Genomic DNA, 23,854 nt, shown 5'->3' on the forward strand with positions numbered 1-23,854 from the left:
GACTGAGACACTGCCATCGGGGGCAAGCCCCCTCCCACAGTGGTATTGCGGTGTTACGGGTTACAGACCCTGCAGAATATCCGCCATGTCATCGGCGTGTTCTTCTTCCTGGGCCAGGATGTCTTCGAAGATGCGACGGGTAGTCGGGTCTTTATCGCCGATGTACTGAATGATCTCGCGATAGCTGTCCACCGCGATGCGCTCGGCCACCAGGTCTTCGTAGACCATTTCCTTCAGCGAGTTGCCCGCCACGTATTGTGCGTGGGAGTTCTTCGACAACAGGTCGGGGTTGAACTCCGGCTCGCCGCCCAGTTGCACGATGCGTTCGGCGAGTTTGTCGGCGTGTTCGGCTTCCTGGGTGGCGTGCTCCAGGAACTCGTCGGCGGCGACGCTGGCTTTCAGGCCGCTGGCCATGAAGTAATGACGCTTGTAGCGCAACACGCAGACCAGCTCTGTGGCCAACGATGCGTTGAGCAGGCGGATGATTTCTTCGCGGTCGGCGTCATAGCCTTCGGTCACGGCACCGTTTTCGACGTTCTGGCGGGCGCGGCTGCGCAGGGTCGCAACGTCAGTCAAGTGTGCTTCAGTCATCTCAATCTCCTGGGGCTAATCCGGTACGCCACGCTCTGCCGGCGTGATCGCTCCAGGTTGTGAGTCGCGCAAGGGGCGAAAAGTTTTATCGGATTTAACCGGATGTGTCATGAGCACTTCATGTACTGGCATCGCGGCGACTGGAATATCCATGGCCGGTGAAGTTGTAACGAGTTTTGACTACACTGCGCTGTAGGCCGCGCCCTTCGGCACGGTAACCGGGAGAAAACTCCATGAAGATGCTGCGTATTCCGTTGATCATGATGAGCCTGCTGCTGTGTTCCCAAGGTTTTGCCGCCACCGCCCAGCAAAACAAAATGACCACCTGCAATGCCGAAGCCTCTACCAAGACCCTCAAGGGCGACGAGCGCAAGGCCTTCATGAAGACCTGCCTGTCGGCCCCGGCGGCCAATGACGCCAAGACCCTGACCCCGCAGCAGCAGAAGATGAAGGATTGCAACGCGTCGGCGAAAACCAAGGCGTTGGCCGGTGATGCGCGTAAAACCTTCATGAGTACTTGCCTGAAGAATTGATAGCCCCAGGCCATAGAAGGCTGCGACACTCGTACACAGCCCCCTGTAGGAGCGAGCTTGCTCGCGAAGAACTCAATTACCCCCGCGTTTATTCAGAATAAACGCGCTATCGTTGGCGACCTTCGCGAGCAAGCTCGTTCCTGCACATCCTTTAACGCCGTTCGTTTTGAGGCTGTATGCCAACGTTTTCTCAGCGTCATGTGTTGTTGCTGTCCAGCTACATCATCATTTTCGGCGGGTTGCTGCTGGTGCTGCCGCTGAAACTGCTGCCCAGCCTGCTGGCTGGCCTGTTGGTCTATGAACTGGTCAACATGCTTACGCCCCAGCTGCAGCGGCTGATCGAGGGGCGGCGTGCGCGCTGGCTGGCGGTGGCCTTGCTGGGTACCTTGATCGTCAGCGTGCTCACGCTGATCTTCGCCGGCGCGATCAGCTTCCTGCTGCACGAAGCGGAAAACCCCGGCGCCTCGCTGGATAAATTCATGCACGTGGTCGATCGCGCACGCGGCCAGTTACCGCCGTCCATCGATGCCTATCTGCCCGCCAGCGCCGCCGAATTCCGCGTGGCCATCGGCGACTGGCTGAGCAAACACCTGAGCGAACTGCAACTGGTCGGCAAAGACGCGGCCCACATGTTCGTCACCTTGCTGATTGGCATGGTGCTCGGCGCGATTATCGCCTTGCAGCGCGTGCCCGACCTGACCAAGCGCAAACCCCTGGCCGCCGCGTTGTTCGACCGCCTGCACCTGTTGGTCCAGGCCTTTCGCAACATCGTCTTCGCCCAGATCAAGATCGCCGCGCTCAACACAGCTTTCACTGCCGTGTTCCTCGCCGTAGTGCTGCCGCTGTGTGGCATTCACCTGCCGCTGACCAAAACCCTGATCGTGTTGACCTTCCTGCTCGGCCTGCTGCCGGTGATCGGCAACCTGATGTCCAACACCCTGATCACGATTGTCGCGTTGTCGCTGTCGATTTGGGTCGCGGTGGCGGCGCTGGGGTATCTGATCGTGATCCACAAGGTCGAGTACTTTCTCAACGCACGCATCGTCGGTGGGCAGATCAGTGCCAAGTCGTGGGAGTTGCTGTTGGCGATGTTGGTGTTTGAAGCGGCATTTGGGCTGCCGGGGGTGGTGGCGGGGCCGATTTATTATGCGTATCTGAAGAGTGAGCTGAAGCTCGGTGGGATGGTTTAGGTTTTGTGTTGCCTGGGCTGACGCCATCGGGAGCAAGCCCCCTCCCACATTTCTGAATGTATTCACAAATCAAAATGTGGGAGGGGGCTTGCTCCCGATGGGCGCGCCGCGGATTCAAGTTACAACTCAGTTGCCGTAGCGCTTGCTGGCCTCAATCGCCAACCCACTGCCAATACTGCCAAAGATATTGCCTTCCACATGCCGCGCATTCGGCAGCATCGCCGAGATGCTGTGGCGCAGTGCCGGGATCCCGCTGGAACCACCGGTGAAGAACACCGTGTCCACCTGAGCCACATCCACCGAGGCGTCGTTGAGCAGTTGGGTCACGCTGTTGCGCACACGCTCCAGCAGGCCATCGATGGCCGATTCAAACAGGTTGCGGCTCAGTTCCACGCTCAAGCCAGGCTCAACCCGGTCCAGCAACACCAGGCGGCTGTCTTCATGGGTCAGCTGGATCTTGGTCTCTTCCACTTCCATCGCCAGCCAGTGCCCGGCACGCTGTTCGATCAGCTTGAACAGGCGGTCGATGCCGCCGGTGTCTTCGATGTCGTAGCGCATGCTGCTCAGGGCCAGCTGGGATTTCTGCGAGTACACCGAGTTGATGGTGTGCCAGGTAGCCAGGTTCATGTGGTGGCTGGTCGGCATGTAGGCGCCGCTTTTCATGCGGCTGCCGTAGCCGAACAGCGGCATCATGCCTTGCAGGCTGAGCTGCTTGTCGAAGTCGGTACCGCCGATGTGCACGCCACCGGTGGCGAGGATATCGCTCTGGCGGTTGTCGTTGTGACGACGGTCCGGTGACAGGCGCACCAGGGAGAAGTCGGAGGTACCGCCGCCGATATCGACGATCAGCACCAGTTCTTCTTTTTCGATGGTCGACTCGTAGTCGAACGCGGCGGCAATCGGTTCGTACTGGAACGAGATGTCCTTGAAGCCGATTTTGCGGGCCACGTCGACCAGGGTGTTTTCCGCTTCCTGGTCGGCCATCGGGTCGTCATCGACGAAAAACACCGGGCGCCCCAGCACCACTTCTTCGAACTCGCGGCCGGCGGTGGCTTCGGCGCGGCTCTTGAGCTGGCCGATGAACAGCGCCAGCAGGTCGGTGAACGGCATCGCCGTGCCCAATACGCTGGTGTCGTGCTTGATCAGCTTGGAACCCAGCAGGCTCTTGAGCGAGCGCATCAAGCGGCCTTCGTAGTTCTCCAGGTATTCGTGCAGCGCCAGGCGACCGTACACCGGGCGGCGTTCCTCGAAGTTGAAGAACACCACCGACGGCAGGGTGATCTTGTCGTCCTCCAGCGCGATAAGCGTCTCCTCGCCGGGGCGGATCCAGCCGACGGTGGAGTTGGACGTGCCGAAGTCGATGCCGCAGGCACGGGCTGGGGATGGGTTTTTCATGTCGATCGGGTTCCGGTTGCAAAACGGCCGCGCAGTGTATGCCAGTCGACGCCGGATGCGTAGGCCGACCATCCGTTAAATAGCGCTTGAAAGCGCGCGATTCGCCCCCACATCTGGTGCATACGGCAAGTGCCTGTAAAACTCCGACGCACCCCAGGCCGCAAGACTCAACACGTGCAAACCAGCGCACCTTGTGTCCGGGCTGTGCGATCTCGTTTAAGGATGGTGAACCACCGATGGATTTCAAAGACTACTACAAGATTCTGGGTGTCGAGCCGAGCGCCGACGACAAGGAAATCAAAGCCGCCTATCGCAAGCTCGCGCGCAAATATCACCCGGACGTGAGCAAGGAAAAAGACGCCGAAGCCAAGTTCAAGGACGCGTCCGAAGCCTATGAAGCCCTCAAGAGCGCGGACAAGCGGGCCGAGTACGACGAACTGCGCAAATATGGCCAGCACGGTCAGCCGTTCCAGGGGCCACCTGGCTGGCAGAGCCGTGGCGGTTTTGGCGGTGGCGCGGGCACTGAGGATTTTTCGGACTTCTTCAGCTCGATCTTCGGCGCGCGCAGCGACGGCTTCGGCGGCGGCCAACGCCGCCCTGCCGGACGCAAGGGCCAGGACGTTGAGATGCAGCTGTCGGTGTCCCTCGAGGAGACGCTGTCCACCGAGTCCAAGCAGATCAGCTTCCAGGTGCCTCAGTACGATGCTTCGGGCCGGCACGTGAGCAATACGGTCAAGAGCCTGAACGTGAAGATCCCGGCCGGTGTGGCCGACGGTGAACGCATCCGCCTCAAGGCCCAGGGCGCGCCCGGTATTGGCGGCGGTGCCAACGGTGATCTGTACCTGATCATCAAGTTCGCGCCCCACGCCAAGTTCGAAGTGGATGGCGAAAACCTGGTGATCAACCTGCCGCTGGCGCCGTGGGAATTGGCGCTGGGCACGGAAGTCACGGTGCCGACGCTGACCGGCAAGATCAACCTCAAGGTGCCCGCCGGCAGCCAGAACGGCCAGCGCATGCGCGCCAAGGGCCATGGGTTGCTGAACAAGGCTGGCCAGCGAGGTTTCCTGTTCGTGCAACTCAAGGCGGTGATGCCGCCGGCAGGTAGCGACGAGGTGAAAGCGTTGTGGCAGGAGCTGGCCAAGAAAGCCAACTTCAATCCGCGCGAGAGCTTCTAAGCTGCCTTAATGTAGGAGCGAGCTTGCTCGCGAAGAACGTCAACGATAACGCGTACAACCTGAATAAACGCGGCGTCCTTGAGTGCTTCGCGAGCAAGCTCGCTCCTACAGTTACAGTGAGGCGGTTGTTAGAACAGGAAATAGCGCTGCGCCATCGGCAGTACTTCAGCCGGTTCACACCACAGCAATACACCATCGGCCTTGACCTGATACGTCTGTGGGTCCACTTCGATATCCGGCAGGTAATCGTTATGGATCAGGTCGCTCTTCTGCACCTCGCGACAGCCCTTGACCACCGCAATCTGTTTTTTCAAACCCAGGGCCTCGGGCAGGCCGGCCTTCTGCGCTGCCTGGCTGATAAAGGTCAGGCTGGTGGCATGCAGTGCGCTGCCGAAGCTGGCGAACATCGGCCGGTAGTGCACCGGCTGCGGTGTGGGAATCGAAGCGTTGGCATCGCCCATCAGGCTGGAGGCAATCGCGCCGCCCTTGAGGATCAGCGTGGGTTTGATCCCGAAGAACGCCGGGCGCCACAGCACCAGATCGGCCCATTTGCCAACTTCGATGGAGCCGACAATATGGCTGATGCCATGGGTGATCGCCGGGTTGATGGTGTACTTGGCGATATAGCGCTTGGCGCGAAAGTTGTCGTTGCCCGGGCCGTCACCGGGCAGGGCGCCACGCTGTTTTTTCATCTTGTCGGCGGTCTGCCAGGTGCGGGTGATCACTTCGCCGACGCGGCCCATGGCCTGGCTGTCGGAACTGATCATCGAAAACGCACCGAGGTCGTGCAGGATATCTTCGGCGGCAATGGTCTCGCGACGGATGCGGCTTTCGGCGAAGGCCACGTCTTCGGCGATGCTCGGGTCCAGGTGGTGGCAGACCATCAGCATGTCCAGGTGTTCGTCGATGGTGTTGCGGGTGAACGGCCGCGTCGGGTTGGTGGAACTGGGCAGCACGTTCGGCAAGCCGCAGGCCTTGATGATGTCCGGCGCATGTCCGCCACCGGCACCCTCGGTGTGATAGGTGTGAATGGTGCGGCCCTTGAGCGCGGCGAGGGTGGTTTCGACGAAGCCGGATTCGTTGAGGGTGTCGCTGTGGATTGCCACCTGCACGTCGTATTCATCGGCGACGCTCAGGCAGTTATCGATGCTGGCGGGCGTGGTGCCCCAGTCTTCGTGCAGCTTCAAGCCAATGGCGCCGGCCTTGACCTGTTCGATCAACGGCTCGGGCAGGCTCGCGTTGCCCTTGCCGGTAAAGCCGATGTTCATCGGGAACGAATCACTGGCCTGCAGCATGCGCGCCAGGTGCCAAGGCCCTGAGGTGCAGGTGGTGGCGTTGGTGCCGGTGGCAGGTCCTGTGCCGCCGCCAATCATAGTGGTGACGCCGCTGGTCAGCGCCTCTTCGATCTGCTGCGGGCAGATGAAATGCACATGGGAGTCGATACCGCCGGCGGTGAGGATCATGCCTTCGCCGGCGATCACTTCGGTGCTGGCGCCGATGGCCATGGTCACGCCGGGCTGGATGTCGGGGTTGCCGGCTTTGCCAATGGCGTGGATGCGGCCGTTCTTCAGGCCCACGTCGGCCTTGACGATGCCCCAGTGGTCGATGATCAGCGCGTTGGTGATCAGGGTGTCGACCACTTCATGGGCGAGCAACTGGCTTTGGCCCTGACCGTCACGGATCACCTTGCCGCCGCCGAATTTCACTTCTTCGCCATAGACGGTGAAGTCCTGCTCCACTTCGACGAACAACTCGGTGTCGGCCAGGCGGACCTTGTCGCCAACGGTGGGGCCATACATGTCGGCGTAGGCTTGTCTGGAAATCTTCATGTGTGTGTCCTCGATCGTTCCCACGCTTTGCGTGGGAATGCATCCTGTGACGCTCTGCGTCACGATGTTAAGAGCGGACGCGGAGCGTCCATGACGGCATTCCCACGCGGAGCGTGGGAACGATCAGTCGAGGTCGCCCATGATCCGACCGGCAAACCCGAACACCCGCCTTACACCGCTCAAATCCACCAACTCCACCTCCCGACTCTGCCCTGGCTCAAACCGCACCGCCGTGCCCGCCGGAATATTCAGGCGCATGCCACGGCTCGCGGCGCGGTCGAAGGTCAGCGCATCATTGGTCTCGAAAAAATGATAATGCGAGCCCACCTGAATCGGTCGGTCGCCACTGTTGGCCACGCTCAGGCTGATGGTGCGCCGGCCCACGTTCAGTTCGATCTCGCCAGGCTGGATCTGGAATTCGCCAGGAATCATGCAGGTTGCCCCAGGGTCTTGAAGTAAATGGCGGTCGGGCTGTAGCGCCCGTCCGGGCTTTGGCAGTAGTCGGGCAATTCGCCGACCTTGGTGTAGCGCAGCGACTGGTAGAAGGCCTCGGCGCCGGAGCCGGCTTCGGTGTCGAGGTAGAGCAAGCCGCGCTTGTGCTGGCGTGCGGCGAGTTCCAGGGCATTCATCAATTGCTGCCCCAGGCCGTGGCGCCGCGCACGGCTGTGCACCAGCAGCTTCTGCACCTCGGCACGGTTCAGGCCATTGGCTTTCTGGCACAGCGCCAACTGCACGCTGGCGACCACCTGTTCATCGCGCACCACCACCCACAGCAACAGGCTGGCGTCTTCGATGCCGGCTTGCACACCGCTCAGGTACGCGCGGGCCTGGGTCTCATCGAAGTCGGCCATGAAGCCCACCGAGGCGCCATGTCGGACCGCGTCCAGCAACAGCTCGATCAAGCCGAGGCGGTAATGGGCAAAGCTTTCAGCATTGACTCGACGCAGTTGCGCAGCGCTCATCGATCTCACTCCTTGGGCGGTTCGGCGCCCGGGTTCAAGGCCAGTTGCATAAAGGTCAGGTCGAGCCAGCGGCCGAACTTGATACCCACTTGCGGCATCTGCCCGGTGGTGATGAAACCCAGGCGTTCATGCAGGTGGATCGAGGCCAGATTGCCGCTTTCGATGGCCGCCACCATTACCTGTTTGCCGCCGCTGCGCGCGCGTTCGATCAGGGCCTGCAGCAACCGCGGGCCGAGGCCCTTGCCGCGCTGGTCGTTGCGCACGTACACCGAGTGCTCGACGCTGTAGCGAAAGCCTTCAAAGGGCCGCCAGTCGCCGAACGAGGCGTAGCCGGTGACTTCGGTGTTTTCCACGGCCACCAGAATCGGATAGCCCTGGGCCTGGCGGGCAGTGAACCACGCCTGGCGGTTAGCCAGGTCGACCGGTTGTTCGTTCCATATCGCCGTGGTGTTCAACACCGCGTCGTTATAGATATCGCGGATTGCCGGCAGGTCTTGCTCGGTTGCATCACGAATCATTGCCGCGCCTCACGCAATGGGTTGATGAACGGTGACCAGCTTGGTGCCGTCCGGGAAGGTGGCTTCCACCTGGATGTCCGGGATCATTTCCGGGATGCCTTCCATCACTTGCTCACGGCTGAGCAGGGTCGTGCCGTAGTGCATCAGGTCGGCGACGGTGCGGCCATCGCGGGCGCCTTCCATCAGCGCGGCGGAAATATAGGCGATGGTTTCCGGGTAGTTAAGCTTCACCCCACGCGCCAGGCGGCGTTCGGCTACCAGGCCGGCGGTGAAGATCAGCAGTTTGTCTTTTTCCCGTGGGGTCAAATCCATGGTTCAGTCCGTCGTGAAATACATTCATAAATACAAGGAGATCAAGTGTGGGAGGGGGCTTGCTCCCGATAGCGGTGGGTCAGTAGCAGATGCATTGCCTGACACTCAGCTATCGGGAGCAAGCCCCCTCCCACAGTTTGATCTTCATGTGCTCCAGATTCTGGGTGATACCGCTTCGCGGCCCAATACGGCGGGGCGCAACAGCCGCCACAATTCAATCAACCATCCCCGCGCCAGCAGCGCTTCACTGGCCAGGCAGCGCGCAACCAGCAAACCGGGCAGTTGGGTCAAATCGCCGCGCACCGCGTGGGGCAGTGAGCGGCAGTGTTCGAGCAATTGAGCATCGATTTCACCGGTCACCAGGAGTGTGGCAAACACCGGTTGCCCATCCAGCCCGATAGGCGAATCCAGCAACCCATCGCCGCCCACAATGCGCTGGCGCTCATGCCAGAGCAACTGGCCGTCGCGACGGATATCAAGGTGCGATTGAAAGTGGCCGAGGTCGAACCGCTCGCCGCTGGCCGGGCGCCCGAGGGCGACCACGTCCCAGTAGAACAACCGCGCATCGCCGTGCAGGTCGATGCGCGTGCTGAGTTCGGCCTGGGCAGCGCTGAATACGATGGTTTCCTGGGGCAGCCACTCCAGGGTCGCGCCGGCCTCCACGCGCAAATTCAACTGTTGAAACGCCGGGCCGCTGGCGCGGTACCACTTGGCCGCGCCGGGGCTGGTCAGTTGCGCCCAGGCGCCTTGGGCAACCTGCGCGCTGATGTCGAGGCGATCACCGCCGGCAATGCCGCCCGGCGGGTGCACGATGATGTGCTGGCACACCTCGGGGCCTTCGGCGTACAGGTGTTTTTGCACGCGCAGCGGGCCGAGGTGGCGGCGCAGCACCGGGCGTGTGGTGTCGCCGAAACGCGCATAGCCGAGTTCCAGCTCGGCGCGCCAGCTGGGGGTGAACAGGGCAGGGGTAACGGGCAGGTTCATGGTTTTGTGCTTATCGTTAGGACGCTACAGATTAGATGGTTACCAGCCCGCGTACACCTTCGCTTTGCATATTTTCACCCCGGCCCTGCTGCACGATTTCTCCACGGGACATCACCAGGTACTGGTCGGCCAGTTCAGCGGCGAAGTCGTAGAACTGCTCCACCAAGAGAATCGCCATGTCACCGCGTGCCGCGAGTTTCTTGATCACCGCGCCGATTTCCTTGATCACCGAGGGCTGAATGCCTTCGGTGGGCTCATCGAGAATCAACAACCGCGGGCGACTCGCCAAGGCGCGGCCGATGGCCAACTGTTGCTGCTGGCCGCCGGACAAATCCCCTCCGCGCCGGTGCTTCATCTGCAGCAACACCGGGAACAGCTCGTAGATAAAGGCCGGCACTTCCTTGGCTTGGGCACCGGGGAAGCGCGAAAGGCCCATCAGCAGGTTTTCTTCCACCGTCAGCCGGCCGAAAATTTCCCGGCCCTGGGGCACGTAGGCAATGCCAGCATGTACGCGCTGATGCGGCTTGAACCCGGTGATCGGCTTGCCCTCCCAATTCACCGCGCCTTCCTTGGCCGGCAGCAGGCCCATCAGGCACTTGAGCAGGGTGGTCTTGCCCACGCCATTACGCCCGAGCAGGCAGGTGACTTCGCCGATCTGCACGTCAAACGACAGACCGCGCAGGATATGGCTACCGCCGTAGTACTGGTGCAGCTTGTCGACTTGCAGCATTCTCAAACCTCCTAATGAAACGACGCGGAGCGTCCAGGGCGGCATTCCCACGCGGAGCGTGGGAACGATCAGCGCGCTCAGCGACCGAGGTAGACCTCGATCACCCGCTCATTTTCCTGCACCTGCTCCAGCGACCCCTCGGCCAACACGCTGCCCTGGTGCAACACGGTGACGTGGTCGGCAATCGAGCCGACAAAGCCCATGTCGTGCTCCACCACCATCAACGAATGCTTGCCCGCCAGGCCCTTGAACAGTTCGGCGGTGAATTCGGTTTCGGCATCGGTCATGCCCGCCACCGGTTCGTCCAGCAGCAACAGTTGCGGGTCCTGCATCAGCAGCATGCCGATCTCCAGGAACTGCTTCTGCCCGTGGGACAGCAACCCGGCCGCGCGCTGTGCCGAGGCCGTGAGGCGGATGGTGTCGAGCACCTCATCGATGCGGTCTTTCTGTTCGCCGCTCAAGCGCGCGCGCAGGCTGGCCCAGACGGACTTGTCGGTCTTCTGCGCCAACTCGAGGTTTTCGAACACCGTGAGGGCTTCGAACACCGTGGGTTTCTGGAACTTGCGGCCGATACCCGCCTGGGCGATCTGCACTTCGCTCATGCCGGTCAGGTCCAGGGTTTCGCCGAACCAGGCCTTGCCGTGGCTGGGCCGGGTCTTGCCGGTGATCACATCCATCAGCGTGGTCTTGCCTGCACCGTTGGGGCCGATGATGCAGCGCAGCTCGCCGACGCCGATGTACAGGTTGAGGTCGTTCAAGGCCTTGAAGCCATCGAAGCTGACGCTGATGTCCTCCAGGGTCAGGATGGTGCCGTGGCGGGTGTTCAGGCCTTTGCCCGCAGCCTGGCCGATACCGATGGCCTCGCGGCCGCTGCCCGCGTCGAAAATAGGTTCAAGCATGACGTTCCTCATTTCTTCAGCAGGCCGATAACGCCCTTGGGCAGGTACAGGGTGACGAGAATGAACAACGCCCCGAGGAAGAACAGCCAGTATTCCGGAAAGGCCACGGTGAACCAGCTCTTCATGCCATTGACCACGCCGGCGCCGAGCAACGGGCCGATCAAGGTGCCGCGCCCGCCCAGGGCCACCCACACGGCGGCTTCGATGGAGTTGGTCGGCGACATTTCGCTGGGGTTGATGATGCCCACTTGCGGCACATACAACGCCCCCGCCAAGCCGCACAACACTGCGCTCAATACCCACACGAACAGCTTGAAGCCGCGCGGGTCATAGCCGCAGAACATCAGACGGTTTTCCGCATCACGCAACGCGGTGAGCACCCGGCCGAACTTGCTCTGGGCCAGGCGCCAGCCGAGGTACAGGCTCGTCACCAGCAGCAGCACCGTGGCCACGAACAACACCGCCCGCGTGCCCGGCTCGGTGATGCCGAAGCCCAAGATGCTGCGGAAATTGGTAAAGCCGTTGTTGCCGCCGAACCCGGTCTCGTTGCGAAAGAACAGCAGCATCCCGGCAAAGGTCAGGGCCTGGGTCATGATCGAGAAATACACGCCCTTGATCCGCGAGCGGAAGGCGAAGAAGCCGAACACCAGGGCCAGCAGCCCTGGCGCCAGCACCACCAGGCACAGCGCCCACCAGAAGTGTTGGGTACCCGCCCAGTACCAGGGCAATTCGGTCCACGACAAAAAGGTCATGAACGCCGGCAACGCATCGCCGGACGCCTGGCGCATCAGGTACATGCCCATCGCATAACCGCCTAGGGCGAAGAACAAACCGTGGCCCAGGGACAACATCCCGGCGTAGCCCCACACCAGGTCGAGCGCCAGGGCGACGATGGCATAGCAGAGGATCTTGCCCACCAGCGTCAAGGTGTAGGCGGAGATATGAAAGACGTTTTCCGCCGGCAACAGCGACAGCAACGGCAGCGCCAGCAGCACCGCGAGCAGGATCGCGCCGACGGTGATCGTCACCTTGGGGCCGGCTTTCTGTGCGGCCGTAAGCATCAATGGCTGGTTCATCAGTCGATCACCCGTCCTTTCAGTGCGAAGAGTCCTTGCGGGCGTTTCTGGATAAACAGAATGATCAGCGCGAGGATCAGGATCTTGCCGAGCACGGCGCCGATCTGCGGTTCAAGAATCTTGTTGGCGATGCCCAGGCCGAAGGCCGCCGTGACGCTGCCGGCAAGCTGGCCCACACCGCCAAGCACCACCACCAGGAACGAGTCGATGATGTAGCTCTGGCCCAGGTCCGGGCCGACGTTGCCGATCTGGCTCAGGGCGACGCCGCCCAGCCCCGCGATGCCGGAGCCCAAGCCAAAGGCGAGCATGTCCACCCGCCCGGTCGGCACACCGCAGCAGGCGGCCATGTTGCGGTTCTGGGTGACGGCGCGCACGTTGAGACCCAGGCGCGTCTTGTTCAGCAACAGCCAGGTCAGCAGCACCACGAACAGCGCAAAGGCAATGATCACCAGGCGGTTGTACGGCAGCACAAGATTGGGCAGCACCTGAATACCCCCGGACAGCCAGGCGGGGTTGGACACTTCGACGTTCTGTGCGCCGAATACCAACCGCACCAGTTGGATCAGCATCAGGCTGATGCCCCAGGTGGCGAGCAGGGTTTCCAGCGGGCGGCCATACAGGTGACGAATCACCGTACGCTCCAGCGCCATGCCGATGGCGGCCGTGACAAAGAACGCCACCGGCAGCGCGATCAGCGGGTAGAACTCGATGGCCTGGGGCACGTAGCGCTGCATCAGCAACTGCACGACATAGGTGGAATAGGCGCCGAGCATCAGCATTTCGCCGTGGGCCATATTGATCACCCCCAGCAGGCCGAAGGTGATCGCCAGGCCCAGGGCCGCGAGCAGCAGAATCGAGCCCAGCGACATGCCGCTGAAGGCTTGGCCGAGGATTTCCCCGACCATCAATTTGCGTTTGACCTGGGCCAGGCTGGTTTCGGCGGCGGTGTGCACGGTGGCATCGGTTTCGACGCCGGGCGCGAGCAACGTCTCCAGGCGCGTGCGGGCCAACGGGTCGCCCGTGCTGCCGAGCAAGCGCACGGCGGCCAGGCGCACCACCGGGTCGCTGTCGACCAATTGCAGGTTGGCCAGGGCCAGGCTGAGGGCGCTGTGCACTTGCTCATCGGGCTCGGTGGCGAGCTGCTGGTCGAGGAATTTAAGCTGGGCCGGCACCGCGCTTTTTTGCAGGGTACGCGCCGCATCAAGGCGTACCTTGGGATCGGCCGCGAGCAGTCGCTGGCTGGCCTGTACATTCTCGATCAGGCCGCGCAGGCGGTTGTTCAGGCGTACGGTCTTGGTTTCACCGTTGACGGTGAGTTGGCCTTGTTGCAGGGCGTCCACCAGTTCGATGCGCGCCGGGTCTGGCTGGGCGGCCCAGTCCTGAAGGCGCTTGGCTTGCTGCGCCGGGTTGGCGTTGATGAAGTCTTCGGCATCGCTGGCGTGTGCGGCCAAAGGCAGCAACAACAGCAAGGCGAGTAAATAGCGATTGAGGGCAGCGGGCATAAACAAGTGTCCTAGTCATGCACGGACAGTGTGGGAGGGGGCTTGCTCCCGATAGCGGTGGTTCAGTGCCAGATGCATTGCCTGGCACACTGCTATCGGGAGCAAGCCCCCTCCCACATTTGGCCTGTGGTGGGGCTTAGTTGCTCTTCACGGCGTAATCGGGCTTTTTGTCATTGCCCGGAATGTACGGGCTCCACGGTTGTGCACGGATCGGCTCATTGGTCTGCCACACCACCGAGAACTGCCCGTCAGCCTGGATTTCGCCGATCATCACCGGCTTGTGCAGGTGGTGGTTGGTCTTGTCCATGGTCAGGGTGAAACCGGACGGTGCGGCGAAGGTCTGGCCGGCCAGGGCTTCACGCACTTTGTCGACATCGGTGGACTTGGCCTTTTCCGCCGCCTGCGCCCACATGTGGATGCCCACGTAGGTGGCTTCCATCGGGTCGTTGGTCACGGCCTTGTCTGCGCCTGGCAGGTTGTGTTTCTTGGCGTAGGCTTTCCAGTCGGCCACGAACTTCTGGTTCACCGGGTTCTCCACCGACTGGAAGTAGTTCCAGGCCGCGAGGTTGCCCACCAGTGGCTTGGTGTCGATGCCGCGTAGCTCTTCTTCACCCACGGAGAACGCCACTACCGGTACCTCGGTCGCCTTCAGGCCCTGGTTGGCCAGTTCCTTGTAGAACGGCACGTTGGAGTCGCCGTTCACGGTGGAAATCACTGCGGTCTTGCCGCCGGCGGAGAACTTCTTGATGTTGGCGACGATGGTCTGGTAATCGCTGTGGCCGAACGGGGTGTAGACCTCTTCGATGTCTTTGTCCGCCACGCCTTTGGAATGCAGGAACGAGCGCAGGATCTTGTTGGTGGTGCGCGGGTACACATAGTCGGTGCCCAGCAGGAAGAAGCGCTTGGCGCCGCCGCCTTCTTCGCTCATCAGGTACTCCACCGCCGGGATCGCCTGCTGGTTCGGCGCCGCGCCGGTGTAGAACACATTCGGCGACATCTCTTCGCCTTCGTATTGCACCGGGTAGAACAGTAGGCCGTTGAGCTCTTCGAACACCGGCAAGACCGATTTACGCGACACCGAGGTCCAGCAACCGAACACCACGGCGACCTTGTCCTGGGTCAGCAACTGGCGGCCTTTTTCAGCGAACAGCGGCCAGTTGGACGCGGGGTCGACCACCACCGGCTCAAGCATTTTGCCGTTCACACCGCCCTTGGCGTTGATCTCGTCGATGGTCATCAGCGCCATGTCCTTGAGCGAGGTTTCGGAGATCGCCATGGTCCCGGACAACGAGTGCAGGATGCCGACCTTGATGGTCTCGGCGGCCTGGAGGGTCCAGGTCATGCCCATGGCGGCAATGGATGCCGACAAAGTGAAAGCCTTGATCAAGCTGCGACGCTTCATGGTGCGATCTCCGTAAAACCGATAGTTTTTGTTGGGCAGATACACACGACTTTGCAAGGGCTGTGCCTGCTACGCGAGGCACAGGATTACAGGCGGGTTCGGGAGGCGCTCAGGCACAGTGGCGCACCAGCATGGCGCCACATTCCGTTGTGGAGTGCACGGCAAGCTTCAAAACAGGGCGTTGCGCAATCCACTACTAAGCGGTGACGCTGACCCGAGACAGGAGCAGGCGGTCCAGCACCCACACCACGATCAGCGAAGCGCCCACCAACGGGAAAATGATTGCCAGGCCGAGCATGATCGCCATGGCGGTTTTCCATCTGGGCAAATCATGACGCAGGGGCGGCACACCCAGCCCGCCCTGCGGCCGACGCTTCCACCAGATCACCACGCCACTCACCGCGCTGAGCAGGATCATCAGGCAGATCACCAGCACGATCAGCTGGTTGACCCAGCCGAACATCTTGCCTTCGTGCAGCATCACGCCGGTTTCGGTGGCGCGTGCGACGCCGTTGTAATGGTCCCAGCGCACGTCGGCGAGCACCTTGCCGGTGTACTGGTCCACATGCAGCGTGGCGTCGTTACGTGGGTCGTCGGCGAACACCGCGACAGTGAACACGCCCGTGGCCGTGGTGGGGAAGGTGATGCTGTAACCGGGCTCGACCTGGCGCGCCGTGGCCAGGTCGACCACCTGTTGCAGGCTGACGATGGGCGCGGCGGGGCCTGCATGCATGGCGCCGTGGTTCATGTGTTCGGCATGATCGCCCGACATCGGCATCGGTGTGTTTTCCATCGCCCAGGGCACGGTTTGCTGGCTGGCGGTATTGAGGCTGCGCGCCTGCTGGTCCGATTGCGGCACGTTGTTCCACATCGCTGACGGGAAGGTGTTCCACAGGTCGGCGTATTGCTTGCCCCAGAACCCTGTCCAGGTCATGCCGCTGAGCAGCATCACCAGCAGGAATGCCGCGCCCCAGAAACCGGCGACGGCGTGCAGGTCGCGCCAGAACAACCGTCCTCGGCTGCCCAGGCGTGGCCATAACACGCCCGCCGATGACTGACCGCGCGGCCACCACAGGTACAGGCCGGACACCACCAGCATCACGCCCCAACCGGCAGCGAGCTCAATCAGGCGGTCACCCGTGGTGCCGATCATCAGCTCGCCATGCAGGGCGCGGGCGATGGCTTGCAGGTTGTTCTTGGCGTCCTGCTCACCGAGCACGGTGCCGCGATACGGGTCAACGAATACAGTGATTTCGCGGCCTTGGTGTTGCATCACGAACTGCGCGCTGCTGGTGGCGTCGGCGGGCGGCAGGTATTTGCTGATCGCGGCCTGAGGGTAAGCGGCCTTGGCCCGTTGCAGTTGCTCGTCGGCGCTCAGTGCCTGCGCGGCGGCGGGCACTTTGAGCAGGTCGCCGTACATCAGGGGATCGAGCTGGGGTTTGAACAGGTAGATGATGCCGGTCAGGGCCAGCAGCACCATGAAGGGGGCGACGAAGAGCCCGGCGTAGAAGTGCCAGCGCCAGGCCAGGTTGTAGAAGGAGATTTTTTGAGTGGTCATCGAGGGCTCCGCAAGGCTTTGGTTTATTTGTGTCAGTTACACCGCCATCGGGGGCAAGTTGAATCGTCGCACCGCCCCTCCCACACTTGACTGTGTTCACAAGGCTCAATCTGTGAACCCGATCCAATGTGGGAGGGGGCTTGCCCCCGATGCTTTTAGAAGCTCATATCCACCTTGGTCCAGAGGGTGCGCCCCGGCTCCTTGATGGCTTGCGGGTCGCTTGCCGGGTAACCGAACCCGGCGTTGCCGGCCAGGTTCAAATGCTCGGCGTACGCCTTGCCGAATAGGTTGTCGACACCGGTACTGACCTTGAAGTTTTTATTGATGCGGTACGCCGCGTTCAGTGAGAACACACCAAAGCCGCCGCTCTTGTCGAAGTCCTTGCCGACCACATTGCCCTTGTTCGGGTCGATACGGTTTTGCGCCGCGACCACGCGCCACAAGGCCCCGGCGCTCCAATCAGCTTCGCTGTAGGTCAGGCCCAGGCGCGCATCCAGCGGCGGCATCTGTGGCAGTGCCTTGCCGTCGCTGCTGTTCTTGCCCCAGGCGTAGGCGAGGCTGGCGTCGGCTTTCCAGTGTTGCGTCAGTGTGTAGGCCGCACCCAGTTCACCGCCCATGATGCGCGCGTCGACATTGCGCGCCTGGGAGGTGGTGCCCATCATGCCGGGCCGGTAGTCGAACAGGATGAAGTCGCGCACCTGGCCGACGTAAGCCGAGGCCCAGGCTTGCAGGTCGGCGGTTTTGTATTGCGCGCCGACATCCAGCTGGGTGGTCTTCTCGGGCTTTACGCCGTCGAAGGCATTGTCCGAGCCGACCGCGCCGGTGTTGGGGGAAAACAGCTCCCAGTAATCCGGGAAGCGTTCGGCGTGACCCACGCCTGCATACAGCGTGGTGGGGGTGTCCGCCAGGTCGTGCTCGTAGCGCACAAAGCCGGACGGCAAGGTATCGGCGCGGGTGTCGCCGGCGGTCGGGTTGGGGCGCGACATCATTCCCGAGCCAGTGCGTTGGCGAAAATCCTTGGCCGAGGCGCGGTCCAGGCGTGCGCCGGTGATCAGGCGGTCGCGGTCGGCGGCGTACCAGGTCAGCTCGCCAAATACGCCGTAGTTGTGGAAGTTGGCGTCCTTGTCGCGCGGCAGGTCCTTGTAGGTGTCGACGCCCATGCTGCTGCGCGCGCGGTGTTCGTTGGTCTGCGCGTCCAGGCCGCCGATCAACTGCACATCGGCCCAGCGCCACGTGGCCTTGACCCTTGCACCGAGGGTGCGGCGGTCGACGTTGGAGGCCATGGGCCCGGCCATCATGCCGGTGCCGGACGGTACGCGCAGGCTGTAGTTGTCCATCACGTGGTCGGCGTAGTTGTAGTAGACCTGGGCCTCAAGCTTATCCAGCACCTCGCCGAGGTTGGACTTCTCGAAGCGCAGCCCCAGGCTTTCGCGCAGGAACTGCGACCCGTCCATGCCGCGCCCGGCGTAACGTGCCTCGCCATCGCCACGGCCGGCGGTGAGCTCGAGCAGCGTATCCGCGTCGGGGGTGAAGCCGACAGCGACGTCGCCGTTCCATTTGTCATAGCGCGACGCGACCGTGTCGTTGTTGCCGTCCTTGTAATCGTCGGCATGGGCCTGGTTGCCGATCACCCGCACATAGCCCAGCGGCCCGCCGGCAGCGGCATCGATGACCTTGTCGAAACGGCCGTTGGAACCGGCCAATACGCTGGCGTTGAGCCGCGTGCCCAGCTCGCCGAAGTGTTCCGGTTCACGCTCGAACAGCACGGTGCCGGCCGACGCACCGGGGCCCCACAGCACGGTTTGCGGGCCCTTGATCACGGTGAGCTTGTCGTAGGTTTCCGGCGAGATGTACGAGGTGGGCGCATCCATCCGGCCTGGGCAGGCACCGAGCATCATGCCTCCGTTGGTGAGGATATTCAGGCGCGAGCCGAACATGCCGCGCAGCACCGGGTCGCCATTGGTGCCGCCGTTGCGTACCAGGGCGAAACCGGGGATGGTCTTGAGGTAGTCGCCACCATCGCTGGCGGGCACTGGCTGGCGTGGGTCTTTCGGGTTGGTGACCACGGTGAGTGGCGAGCTGGGGGCGATCGCGGTGATCACCGTAGGGCTCAATTCGTGTTCGTCCGCGTGGGCCTGCGGAGCAAGCAGTGCGCCGCACAGTACGGCAAAAGCAGGGGCAACCCCCAAACGGGTGTCGGCAGAAAACCTGGACATGAAAAATTCCATCAATCAATCGTAAACGACACGGCCAGCAGCCTGCGGCTGTCTGTTTAAAGTCGGCCGGTGTGAAGTAACGCGATGTTGGGCTTACGAGGCGATGGGCGGCGCGCGACTGCGGGCGCCGGGGAAGATGCTTTGCCGGGCATGGCCCAGGCGCGGGGCGGGGGGAAGGGCGTTGGCGGGCGGCGGGGCGTCGAGGGCGATGAAGGACACGCCGCCGGGCAGGGCCGGGCAACTGAAGAGCAGGCTGCAATAGCCGCACTTTTCCCAGAGCACGTGGTGCTCGTCGGGGGGGTTGGTGGGCTTGGGCTCGCCATGGCAGCTCGGCATGTCCATCGACATACCGGCGTGATGATCCATCGGCATCGCTTGGGAAATCAGCGGGCCGATAAAGATCATCAGCATGGCGAACAGGCTGATCCAACTGCCACGCATCAGGCGTGGGCGTGGAGACAACCTGGCGCGAGAGGCGCCCATCGAGGTCAGCCTATTGGGCGTGCTGATGCGCGTGGGCGGCCACCGGCGGCGTTTTCTGCACCGATACGTTCACGTCGACCTTGCCGGCCTTCTCAAAGGTCAGGGTCAGCGGGAACTGCTTGCCGTCGGCCAACAGGCTGCGGTCCTTGAGGCCCAGCAGCATGACGTGGTAAGCCATCGGCGCGAAGGTCAGCTCGCCCTTGGCCGGCACGGCGACGCTGGGCACTTGTTGCATCTTCATCAGGTCGCCTTGCATCACATGCTCGTGCAACTCGGCTTTTTCGGCGACGCTGGTTTCGACGCTGAGCAGGCGGTCCGGGGAAGCGCCGGTGTTATGAATCACGAAGTACGCCGCAACGGTGGGCGCATTCGGCGGCAATTCCTGGGACCAGGGATCGCTGACCAACAGGTCGCCGACCTTGTAGTCATCGGCATTGGCGGCACTGAACACCGGCAGCAGCAACGCCGCCAGAAGCAGGGAAGATTTGAGCATGGCAGTTCTCCAGAACAGTTCTAAACGCAGTTCACTTGCGAAGCAGATCAGACCGTTGGAGAGGCGCGGGGGTTGAGGCTCGGCCATTGCTGGCGTGGCGTGGGGTTTTGCAGTGCAGGCGCCGGCAGGCTGCGCAGGGCCTCGAACCGTGTGACATACAGCTGCGGCACATGCCCCGGCAACGCTACCCACGATGCCGAACCTGAGCAACACCAGCAATGCTGCATGGCAGAGTGATCATCCGGCGCCGGGGGAACCTCCAGCGTGCTTAGGGCTAGCGTCTTCAAGCTGGCGCCGTTGGAAGAGCAGAAACTGCCCCACATCAACCGCTTGACCGGGTCATCCACCTGCTGCATCGCACCGGCTAGCGGCATGGCAAACGCATTGAACAGCACTGCAAGGCAGGCGATCCAGGCAATTGCAAAGCGTTGACGGGCCATGGCGGATAATCCGTAGGGTTAAACGATCAGGCGGGTATTTAGCCTGATCGGGGGGGATAAGTAAAAAGGGGCGGTGTGGTTTGGTGTCGCAGTGCTATCAGATCGCCGTGGCGTGAAGCTTGAGGCCCAACGCCTTCATGACCTTCATGATAGTCGCGAACTCGGGATTGCCGGCGCTGGAGAGGGCTTTGTACAGACTTTCTCGTCCGAGGCCGGCATCGCGGGCTACCTGCGTCATGCCTTGGGCGCGGGCGATGTTGTTAAGAGCTGAACGAATCAGCACACCGTCACCGGCATCTTCTTCGAAGGAGGCTTCAAGATATTCAGCCATGTCCTCCGGGGTCTTGAGATGCTCGGCTATGTCAAAATCCTTAAATTGAGTCATGAGTCACTGCTCCTTTCCAAATTGATCTGCAATGTGTTTTGCACGCTGGATATCGCGTTTTTGCGTCGATTTATCGCCACCTATCAACAGCAGGTAAACCAGCTCACCTATGCGCGTGAAATACACCCGGTAGCCTGGGCCATAGTGGATGCGCATTTCCGATACGCCATGCCCTACGGTTTCGCAGTCTCCAAAATTGCCCCTCATCGCGTTATCCAATCTGACCAGCACACGACCACGGGCGGGTCTGCCGCGTGACGAATCTAGCCACTCCTGAAACTCGTCGGATCTCTTGAATCGAATCATCTTTGATCGTATTTCTTGGGATACAAGATGGCAAGTTGCGACGCGCTGCAAAGGCAGTGCATCCCCATCGCGGGCGCTGAGGCAAAGCCGCGAGAGCGGAGGGTAGAGCGCAGGGTTTTGGCTGAGCCAGCCAGCGGGTTCGGAAGGGTTTGTAAGATGAATCGACTTATTGATGGCGTAGACAAACAACCAGAGTTTTTCCAATAAGCGTTCGATCGTTCCCACGCTCTGCGTGGGAATGCCGCCCAGGACGCTCTGCGTCTGCTCAAACAGAAATTTCCGACAAGGATTTGAGGTTGTCTCTAGGAAACTCAATCTCTAGTCTCCGTACACCGCTGCAAACTCAGCGGTCGGGCGTCGCGGCTCGGATTTCTATGGACGCTGAGCGTCATCGTCTGCTTTCAGTTGGCGCTTTTTTATCGTCTACTGTGCAGCGCTATGGCGGCTGTGCGCGGGATACCTTCGGGTATGCCGGGTTTCCTTAGGTCCGGTCCGCGAACCTGCGTACAGCTGCCACCCCATCGCGTCGCGGCGATCAATGGCAGCTCCACTTTCCTAAGGAGCTTCACAATGATCAAACCCACCCCCAATCCCCCCATCCGGCTGTTCACCGTGGCCGACGGCATCAGCACCGAAGACCTGCTGGTCAACCTCAGCGAAACACTCGCCTCGGCCAATGCGCTGAGTTGCGACATTGCCTTTAACCTGGAAGGCGCACCACGCGAGGAATTGCTGGGCGTTGCGCAGTTGATCGAGCTGGCGCAGTTGTTGGCTGATCGTGTGAACGATGTCGGGCAGGCCACAGCGGCAGGCAGCTGATAACCCAGTCCAAATGTGGGAGGGGGCTTGCCCCCGATTGCAGTGGATCAGCCAATAAGTCTGTGTCTGACACGCCGCACTCGGGGGCAAGCCCCCTCCCACATTGGACCGGTGTGGTTCAGTGAGCGTGGATGGCCTCTAAGGCCGCTGCCACTGTGATGAACTCCCGATCCACCGCCGCCAACATCGGCCGCTTCAACACCAACACCGGCACCCCCCGTTCCCGCGCCACTTCCAGCTTCGGCTCGGTGGCTGTGCTGCCACTGTTCTTGCTGATCAGCACATCAATCCGGTGCCGTTCAAACAGCGCACGCTCGTCTTCAATCAGGAACGGCCCACGTGCGCCAATCACTTCACAGCGCGCATTGCCCGGATACACCTCCAGCGCGCGCAGCGTCCAGAACTGTTCGGCGGGGATTTCGTCGAGATGCTGCAACGGTTCGCGACCCAAGGTGAAGAGGGGACGATTGAACGGTTTGAGTGCTTCGGTCAGCTCGGCCCAATCACTGACCTCACGCCAATCGTCACCGGCCTGCGGCCGCCATGCCGGTCGGCGCAACGCCCAGCAGGGCACACCGCACAACTGCGCCGCCCGCGCCGCGTTCTGGCTGATCTGCGCTGCATAAGGATGGGTCGCGTCGAGGATCAGGCTGATCCCCGCATCCTGAACAAACTGCGCCAAGCCCTCAGCGCCACCGTAACCGCCGACCCGCACTTGGCAGGTCAGATCGGTCGGCACACGTCCCACGCCCGCCAGGCTGTAGATATGTTCCGGCCCTAACGTTCGCGCGATGGCCAGCGCTTCGGTCACGCCGCCCAGCAGCAGAATCCGTTTCATAGCGGCTTGACCACTTCCAGCAAGGTAATCGGCAATGCCTGGCGCCAGGTATCGAACTCGCCCAGCGGCTGGGCCTGGGCCACATGGATGCGCGTGAGTTCGCCGCCATGCTCGGCGCGCCAGTTCATCAGGGTCATTTCACTTTGCAGGGTTACGGCGTTGGCGACGAGTCGACCGCCGGGGCGCAGCTGTTGCCAACAGCTGTCGAGCACGCCGTCGCGGGTGACGCCGCCGCCGATGAAGATGGCGTCGGGTGTCGGCAAGCCATGCAAGGCGTCCGGGGCGGTGCCGCGTACCAGGTGCAGGCCGGGCACGCCGAGGGCGTCGCGATTGTGTTCGATCAAGTTTTGGCGGCCTGCGTCGGCTTCAATCGCCAGTGCGCGGCAACTGGGATGAGTGCGCATCCATTCGATACCGATGGAACCGCTGCCCGCACCTACATCCCACAGCAGCTCGCCCGGCATGGGGGCCAGGCGCGCGAGGGTCATGGCGCGCACATCGCGCTTGGTCAGTTGGCCGTCGTGCTTAAAGGCGCTATCCGGCAAGCCTGCCAGGCGCGACAGGCGTGGCGTGTCGGGCGAGGCCAGGCACTCGATGGCGACCAGGTTCAGATCGGCGGCCGAGTGGTGCTGCCAATCCTCGGCCAGGCCGTCGATACGTCGCTCACTCGCCCCGCCCAAGTGTTCAAACACGCTCAATCGGCTCGGCCCGAACCCTGCCTCGGTCAACACAGCCGCGATCAACGCAGGGCTGCCACCGTCATTACTCAGCACTAACAAACGCACACCGCTGGCCAGATGCGCGTTGATTGCCGCGACGGGCCGAGCCACCACGGATAACGTCACCACGTCCTGTAACGGCCAGCCCAAACGCGCGGCTGCAAGGGATACCGACGACGGCGCGGGCACAATCAGCAACTCTTGCGCCGCAATCTGTCGCGCCAGGCTGGCGCCCACGCCATAGAACATCGGATCGCCACTGGCCAATACGCACACCGGTTCTCCGCGCCGCGCCAGTACCGGTTCCAGGGAGAACGGGCTCGGCCACAACTCGCGCTCACCGCGAATGCACACCGGCAGCAGGTCCAACTGGCGCTGCGCCCCTATAATCCGCGTGGCGCGCAACAAGGCGTGCCGGGCGTTTCTGCCCAGGCCCTTGAAGCCGTCTTCACCGATGCCTATTACCGTCAGCCAGGGCGACATATCAATTCCTTGAGCG

26 protein-coding genes are annotated in these 23,854 nt (G+C 62.2%); 4 read left to right on the forward strand and 22 right to left on the reverse strand.

The genetic code is table 11. The annotated features are described in order from the left end of the window. Positions 1-60 precede the first annotated feature (60 nt). Positions 61-591: a bacterioferritin gene (locus tag C4J89_RS02920; protein WP_124361060.1), complete on the reverse strand. Its 531-nt coding sequence runs from the start codon at positions 589-591 to the stop codon at positions 61-63. A gap of 233 nt (positions 592-824) precedes the next feature. Between C4J89_RS02920 and C4J89_RS02925 the strand changes: the two genes are divergently transcribed. Beyond that, the gene (locus C4J89_RS02925) at positions 825-1,124 is read left to right on the forward strand and encodes a PsiF family protein (protein ID WP_124361061.1); all 300 of its coding nucleotides are present in this window, start codon (positions 825-827) and stop codon (positions 1,122-1,124) included. Between the two features lie 176 nt (positions 1,125-1,300). Then, a complete protein-coding gene (locus C4J89_RS02930; protein WP_124361062.1) occupies positions 1,301-2,314 on the forward strand; it encodes an AI-2E family transporter in 1,014 nt (337 codons plus the stop codon). A gap of 126 nt (positions 2,315-2,440) precedes the next feature. Here the strand turns inward: C4J89_RS02930 and C4J89_RS02935 are convergent, their stop codons facing one another. Further along, complete coding sequence (locus C4J89_RS02935; RefSeq protein WP_124365657.1) at positions 2,441-3,709, reverse strand: Hsp70 family protein; 1,269 nt, start codon at positions 3,707-3,709, stop codon at positions 2,441-2,443. A 236-nt stretch (positions 3,710-3,945) separates the two neighbouring features. On the opposite strand from C4J89_RS02935, the gene C4J89_RS02940 reads away from it, so the two are divergent. Further along, the gene (locus C4J89_RS02940; protein WP_124413709.1) at positions 3,946-4,884 is read left to right on the forward strand and encodes a DnaJ C-terminal domain-containing protein; all 939 of its coding nucleotides are present in this window, start codon (positions 3,946-3,948) and stop codon (positions 4,882-4,884) included. Between the two features lie 128 nt (positions 4,885-5,012). Here the strand turns inward: C4J89_RS02940 and ureC are convergent, their stop codons facing one another. The 18 genes from ureC to C4J89_RS03030 form a co-directional block, all read right to left on the reverse strand. Continuing rightward, on the reverse strand, positions 5,013-6,713 hold the full coding sequence (gene ureC, locus C4J89_RS02945) for an urease subunit alpha (RefSeq protein WP_124413710.1): 1,701 nt from the start codon (positions 6,711-6,713) through the stop codon (positions 5,013-5,015). A 123-nt stretch (positions 6,714-6,836) separates the two neighbouring features. Beyond that, the gene (locus C4J89_RS02950; protein ID WP_124413711.1) at positions 6,837-7,145 is read right to left on the reverse strand and encodes an urease subunit beta; all 309 of its coding nucleotides are present in this window, start codon (positions 7,143-7,145) and stop codon (positions 6,837-6,839) included. Beyond that, positions 7,142-7,675, reverse strand: a complete 534-nt coding sequence (locus C4J89_RS02955) for a GNAT family N-acetyltransferase (RefSeq protein ID WP_124361067.1) — start codon at positions 7,673-7,675, stop codon at positions 7,142-7,144. Before C4J89_RS02955 ends, C4J89_RS02950 begins: the two co-directional genes overlap by 4 nt. 5 nt (positions 7,676-7,680) lie before the next feature. Continuing rightward, positions 7,681-8,193 carry a GNAT family N-acetyltransferase gene (locus tag C4J89_RS02960; protein WP_124413712.1) on the reverse strand — a complete coding sequence of 171 codons (513 nt, stop codon included), beginning with the start codon at positions 8,191-8,193 and terminating at the stop codon, positions 7,681-7,683. 9 nt (positions 8,194-8,202) lie between these two features. Then, positions 8,203-8,505: an urease subunit gamma gene (gene ureA, locus C4J89_RS02965; protein ID WP_003171437.1), complete on the reverse strand. Its 303-nt coding sequence runs from the start codon at positions 8,503-8,505 to the stop codon at positions 8,203-8,205. Between the two features lie 144 nt (positions 8,506-8,649). Continuing rightward, positions 8,650-9,489: an urease accessory protein UreD gene (locus tag C4J89_RS02970; protein WP_124413713.1), complete on the reverse strand. Its 840-nt coding sequence runs from the start codon at positions 9,487-9,489 to the stop codon at positions 8,650-8,652. Between the two features lie 31 nt (positions 9,490-9,520). Continuing rightward, the gene (urtE, locus tag C4J89_RS02975; RefSeq protein ID WP_124413714.1) at positions 9,521-10,219 is read right to left on the reverse strand and encodes an urea ABC transporter ATP-binding subunit UrtE; all 699 of its coding nucleotides are present in this window, start codon (positions 10,217-10,219) and stop codon (positions 9,521-9,523) included. A gap of 77 nt (positions 10,220-10,296) precedes the next feature. Then, a complete protein-coding gene (urtD, locus tag C4J89_RS02980; protein ID WP_164487586.1) occupies positions 10,297-11,130 on the reverse strand; it encodes an urea ABC transporter ATP-binding protein UrtD in 834 nt (277 codons plus the stop codon). Next, complete coding sequence (urtC, locus tag C4J89_RS02985) at positions 11,127-12,194, reverse strand: urea ABC transporter permease subunit UrtC (protein WP_124413716.1); 1,068 nt, start codon at positions 12,192-12,194, stop codon at positions 11,127-11,129. Before urtC ends, urtD begins: the two co-directional genes overlap by 4 nt. Beyond that, a complete protein-coding gene (gene urtB / locus C4J89_RS02990) occupies positions 12,194-13,696 on the reverse strand; it encodes an urea ABC transporter permease subunit UrtB (RefSeq protein ID WP_124413717.1) in 1,503 nt (500 codons plus the stop codon). The genes urtC and urtB overlap by 1 nt, the downstream gene beginning before the upstream one ends. Positions 13,697-13,832: 136 nt before the next feature. Beyond that, on the reverse strand, positions 13,833-15,098 hold the full coding sequence (gene urtA / locus C4J89_RS02995; RefSeq protein ID WP_124361074.1) for an urea ABC transporter substrate-binding protein: 1,266 nt from the start codon (positions 15,096-15,098) through the stop codon (positions 13,833-13,835). 196 nt (positions 15,099-15,294) lie between these two features. Then, positions 15,295-16,656, reverse strand: a complete 1,362-nt coding sequence (locus C4J89_RS03000; protein ID WP_124413718.1) for a PepSY domain-containing protein — start codon at positions 16,654-16,656, stop codon at positions 15,295-15,297. 155 nt (positions 16,657-16,811) lie between these two features. Beyond that, positions 16,812-18,872 carry a TonB-dependent copper receptor gene (locus C4J89_RS03005; RefSeq protein ID WP_124413719.1) on the reverse strand — a complete coding sequence of 687 codons (2,061 nt, stop codon included), beginning with the start codon at positions 18,870-18,872 and terminating at the stop codon, positions 16,812-16,814. A 93-nt stretch (positions 18,873-18,965) separates the two neighbouring features. Then, a complete protein-coding gene (locus C4J89_RS03010) occupies positions 18,966-19,355 on the reverse strand; it encodes a DUF2946 domain-containing protein (RefSeq protein WP_124413720.1) in 390 nt (129 codons plus the stop codon). A gap of 10 nt (positions 19,356-19,365) precedes the next feature. Further along, entirely contained in the window at positions 19,366-19,848 is a 483-nt protein-coding gene (locus C4J89_RS03015) for a copper chaperone PCu(A)C (RefSeq protein WP_124413721.1), read from the reverse strand. 47 nt (positions 19,849-19,895) lie between these two features. After that, positions 19,896-20,288: a DUF2946 domain-containing protein gene (locus C4J89_RS03020; protein ID WP_124413722.1), complete on the reverse strand. Its 393-nt coding sequence runs from the start codon at positions 20,286-20,288 to the stop codon at positions 19,896-19,898. Positions 20,289-20,385: 97 nt separating this feature from the next. Next, complete coding sequence (locus C4J89_RS03025; RefSeq protein ID WP_124413723.1) at positions 20,386-20,673, reverse strand: addiction module antidote protein; 288 nt, start codon at positions 20,671-20,673, stop codon at positions 20,386-20,388. Positions 20,674-20,676: 3 nt separating this feature from the next. Further along, positions 20,677-20,979: a type II toxin-antitoxin system RelE/ParE family toxin gene (locus C4J89_RS03030; protein ID WP_124415989.1), complete on the reverse strand. Its 303-nt coding sequence runs from the start codon at positions 20,977-20,979 to the stop codon at positions 20,677-20,679. A 570-nt stretch (positions 20,980-21,549) separates the two neighbouring features. On the opposite strand from C4J89_RS03030, the gene C4J89_RS03035 reads away from it, so the two are divergent. Beyond that, complete coding sequence (locus tag C4J89_RS03035; protein WP_124361082.1) at positions 21,550-21,798, forward strand: DUF6124 family protein; 249 nt, start codon at positions 21,550-21,552, stop codon at positions 21,796-21,798. Between the two features lie 118 nt (positions 21,799-21,916). Here C4J89_RS03035 and C4J89_RS03040 read toward each other — a convergent pair whose 3' ends face one another. Next, complete coding sequence (locus C4J89_RS03040; RefSeq protein WP_124413724.1) at positions 21,917-22,636, reverse strand: cobalt-precorrin-6A reductase; 720 nt, start codon at positions 22,634-22,636, stop codon at positions 21,917-21,919. Further along, positions 22,633-23,838: a precorrin-6y C5,15-methyltransferase (decarboxylating) subunit CbiE gene (gene cbiE / locus C4J89_RS03045; protein ID WP_124413725.1), complete on the reverse strand. Its 1,206-nt coding sequence runs from the start codon at positions 23,836-23,838 to the stop codon at positions 22,633-22,635. Before cbiE ends, C4J89_RS03040 begins: the two co-directional genes overlap by 4 nt. Positions 23,839-23,854 lie beyond the last annotated feature (16 nt).

It is taken from the genome of Pseudomonas sp. R4-35-07 (assembly GCF_003852235.1).
In the GTDB taxonomy this organism is placed as follows: domain Bacteria; phylum Pseudomonadota; class Gammaproteobacteria; order Pseudomonadales; family Pseudomonadaceae; genus Aquipseudomonas.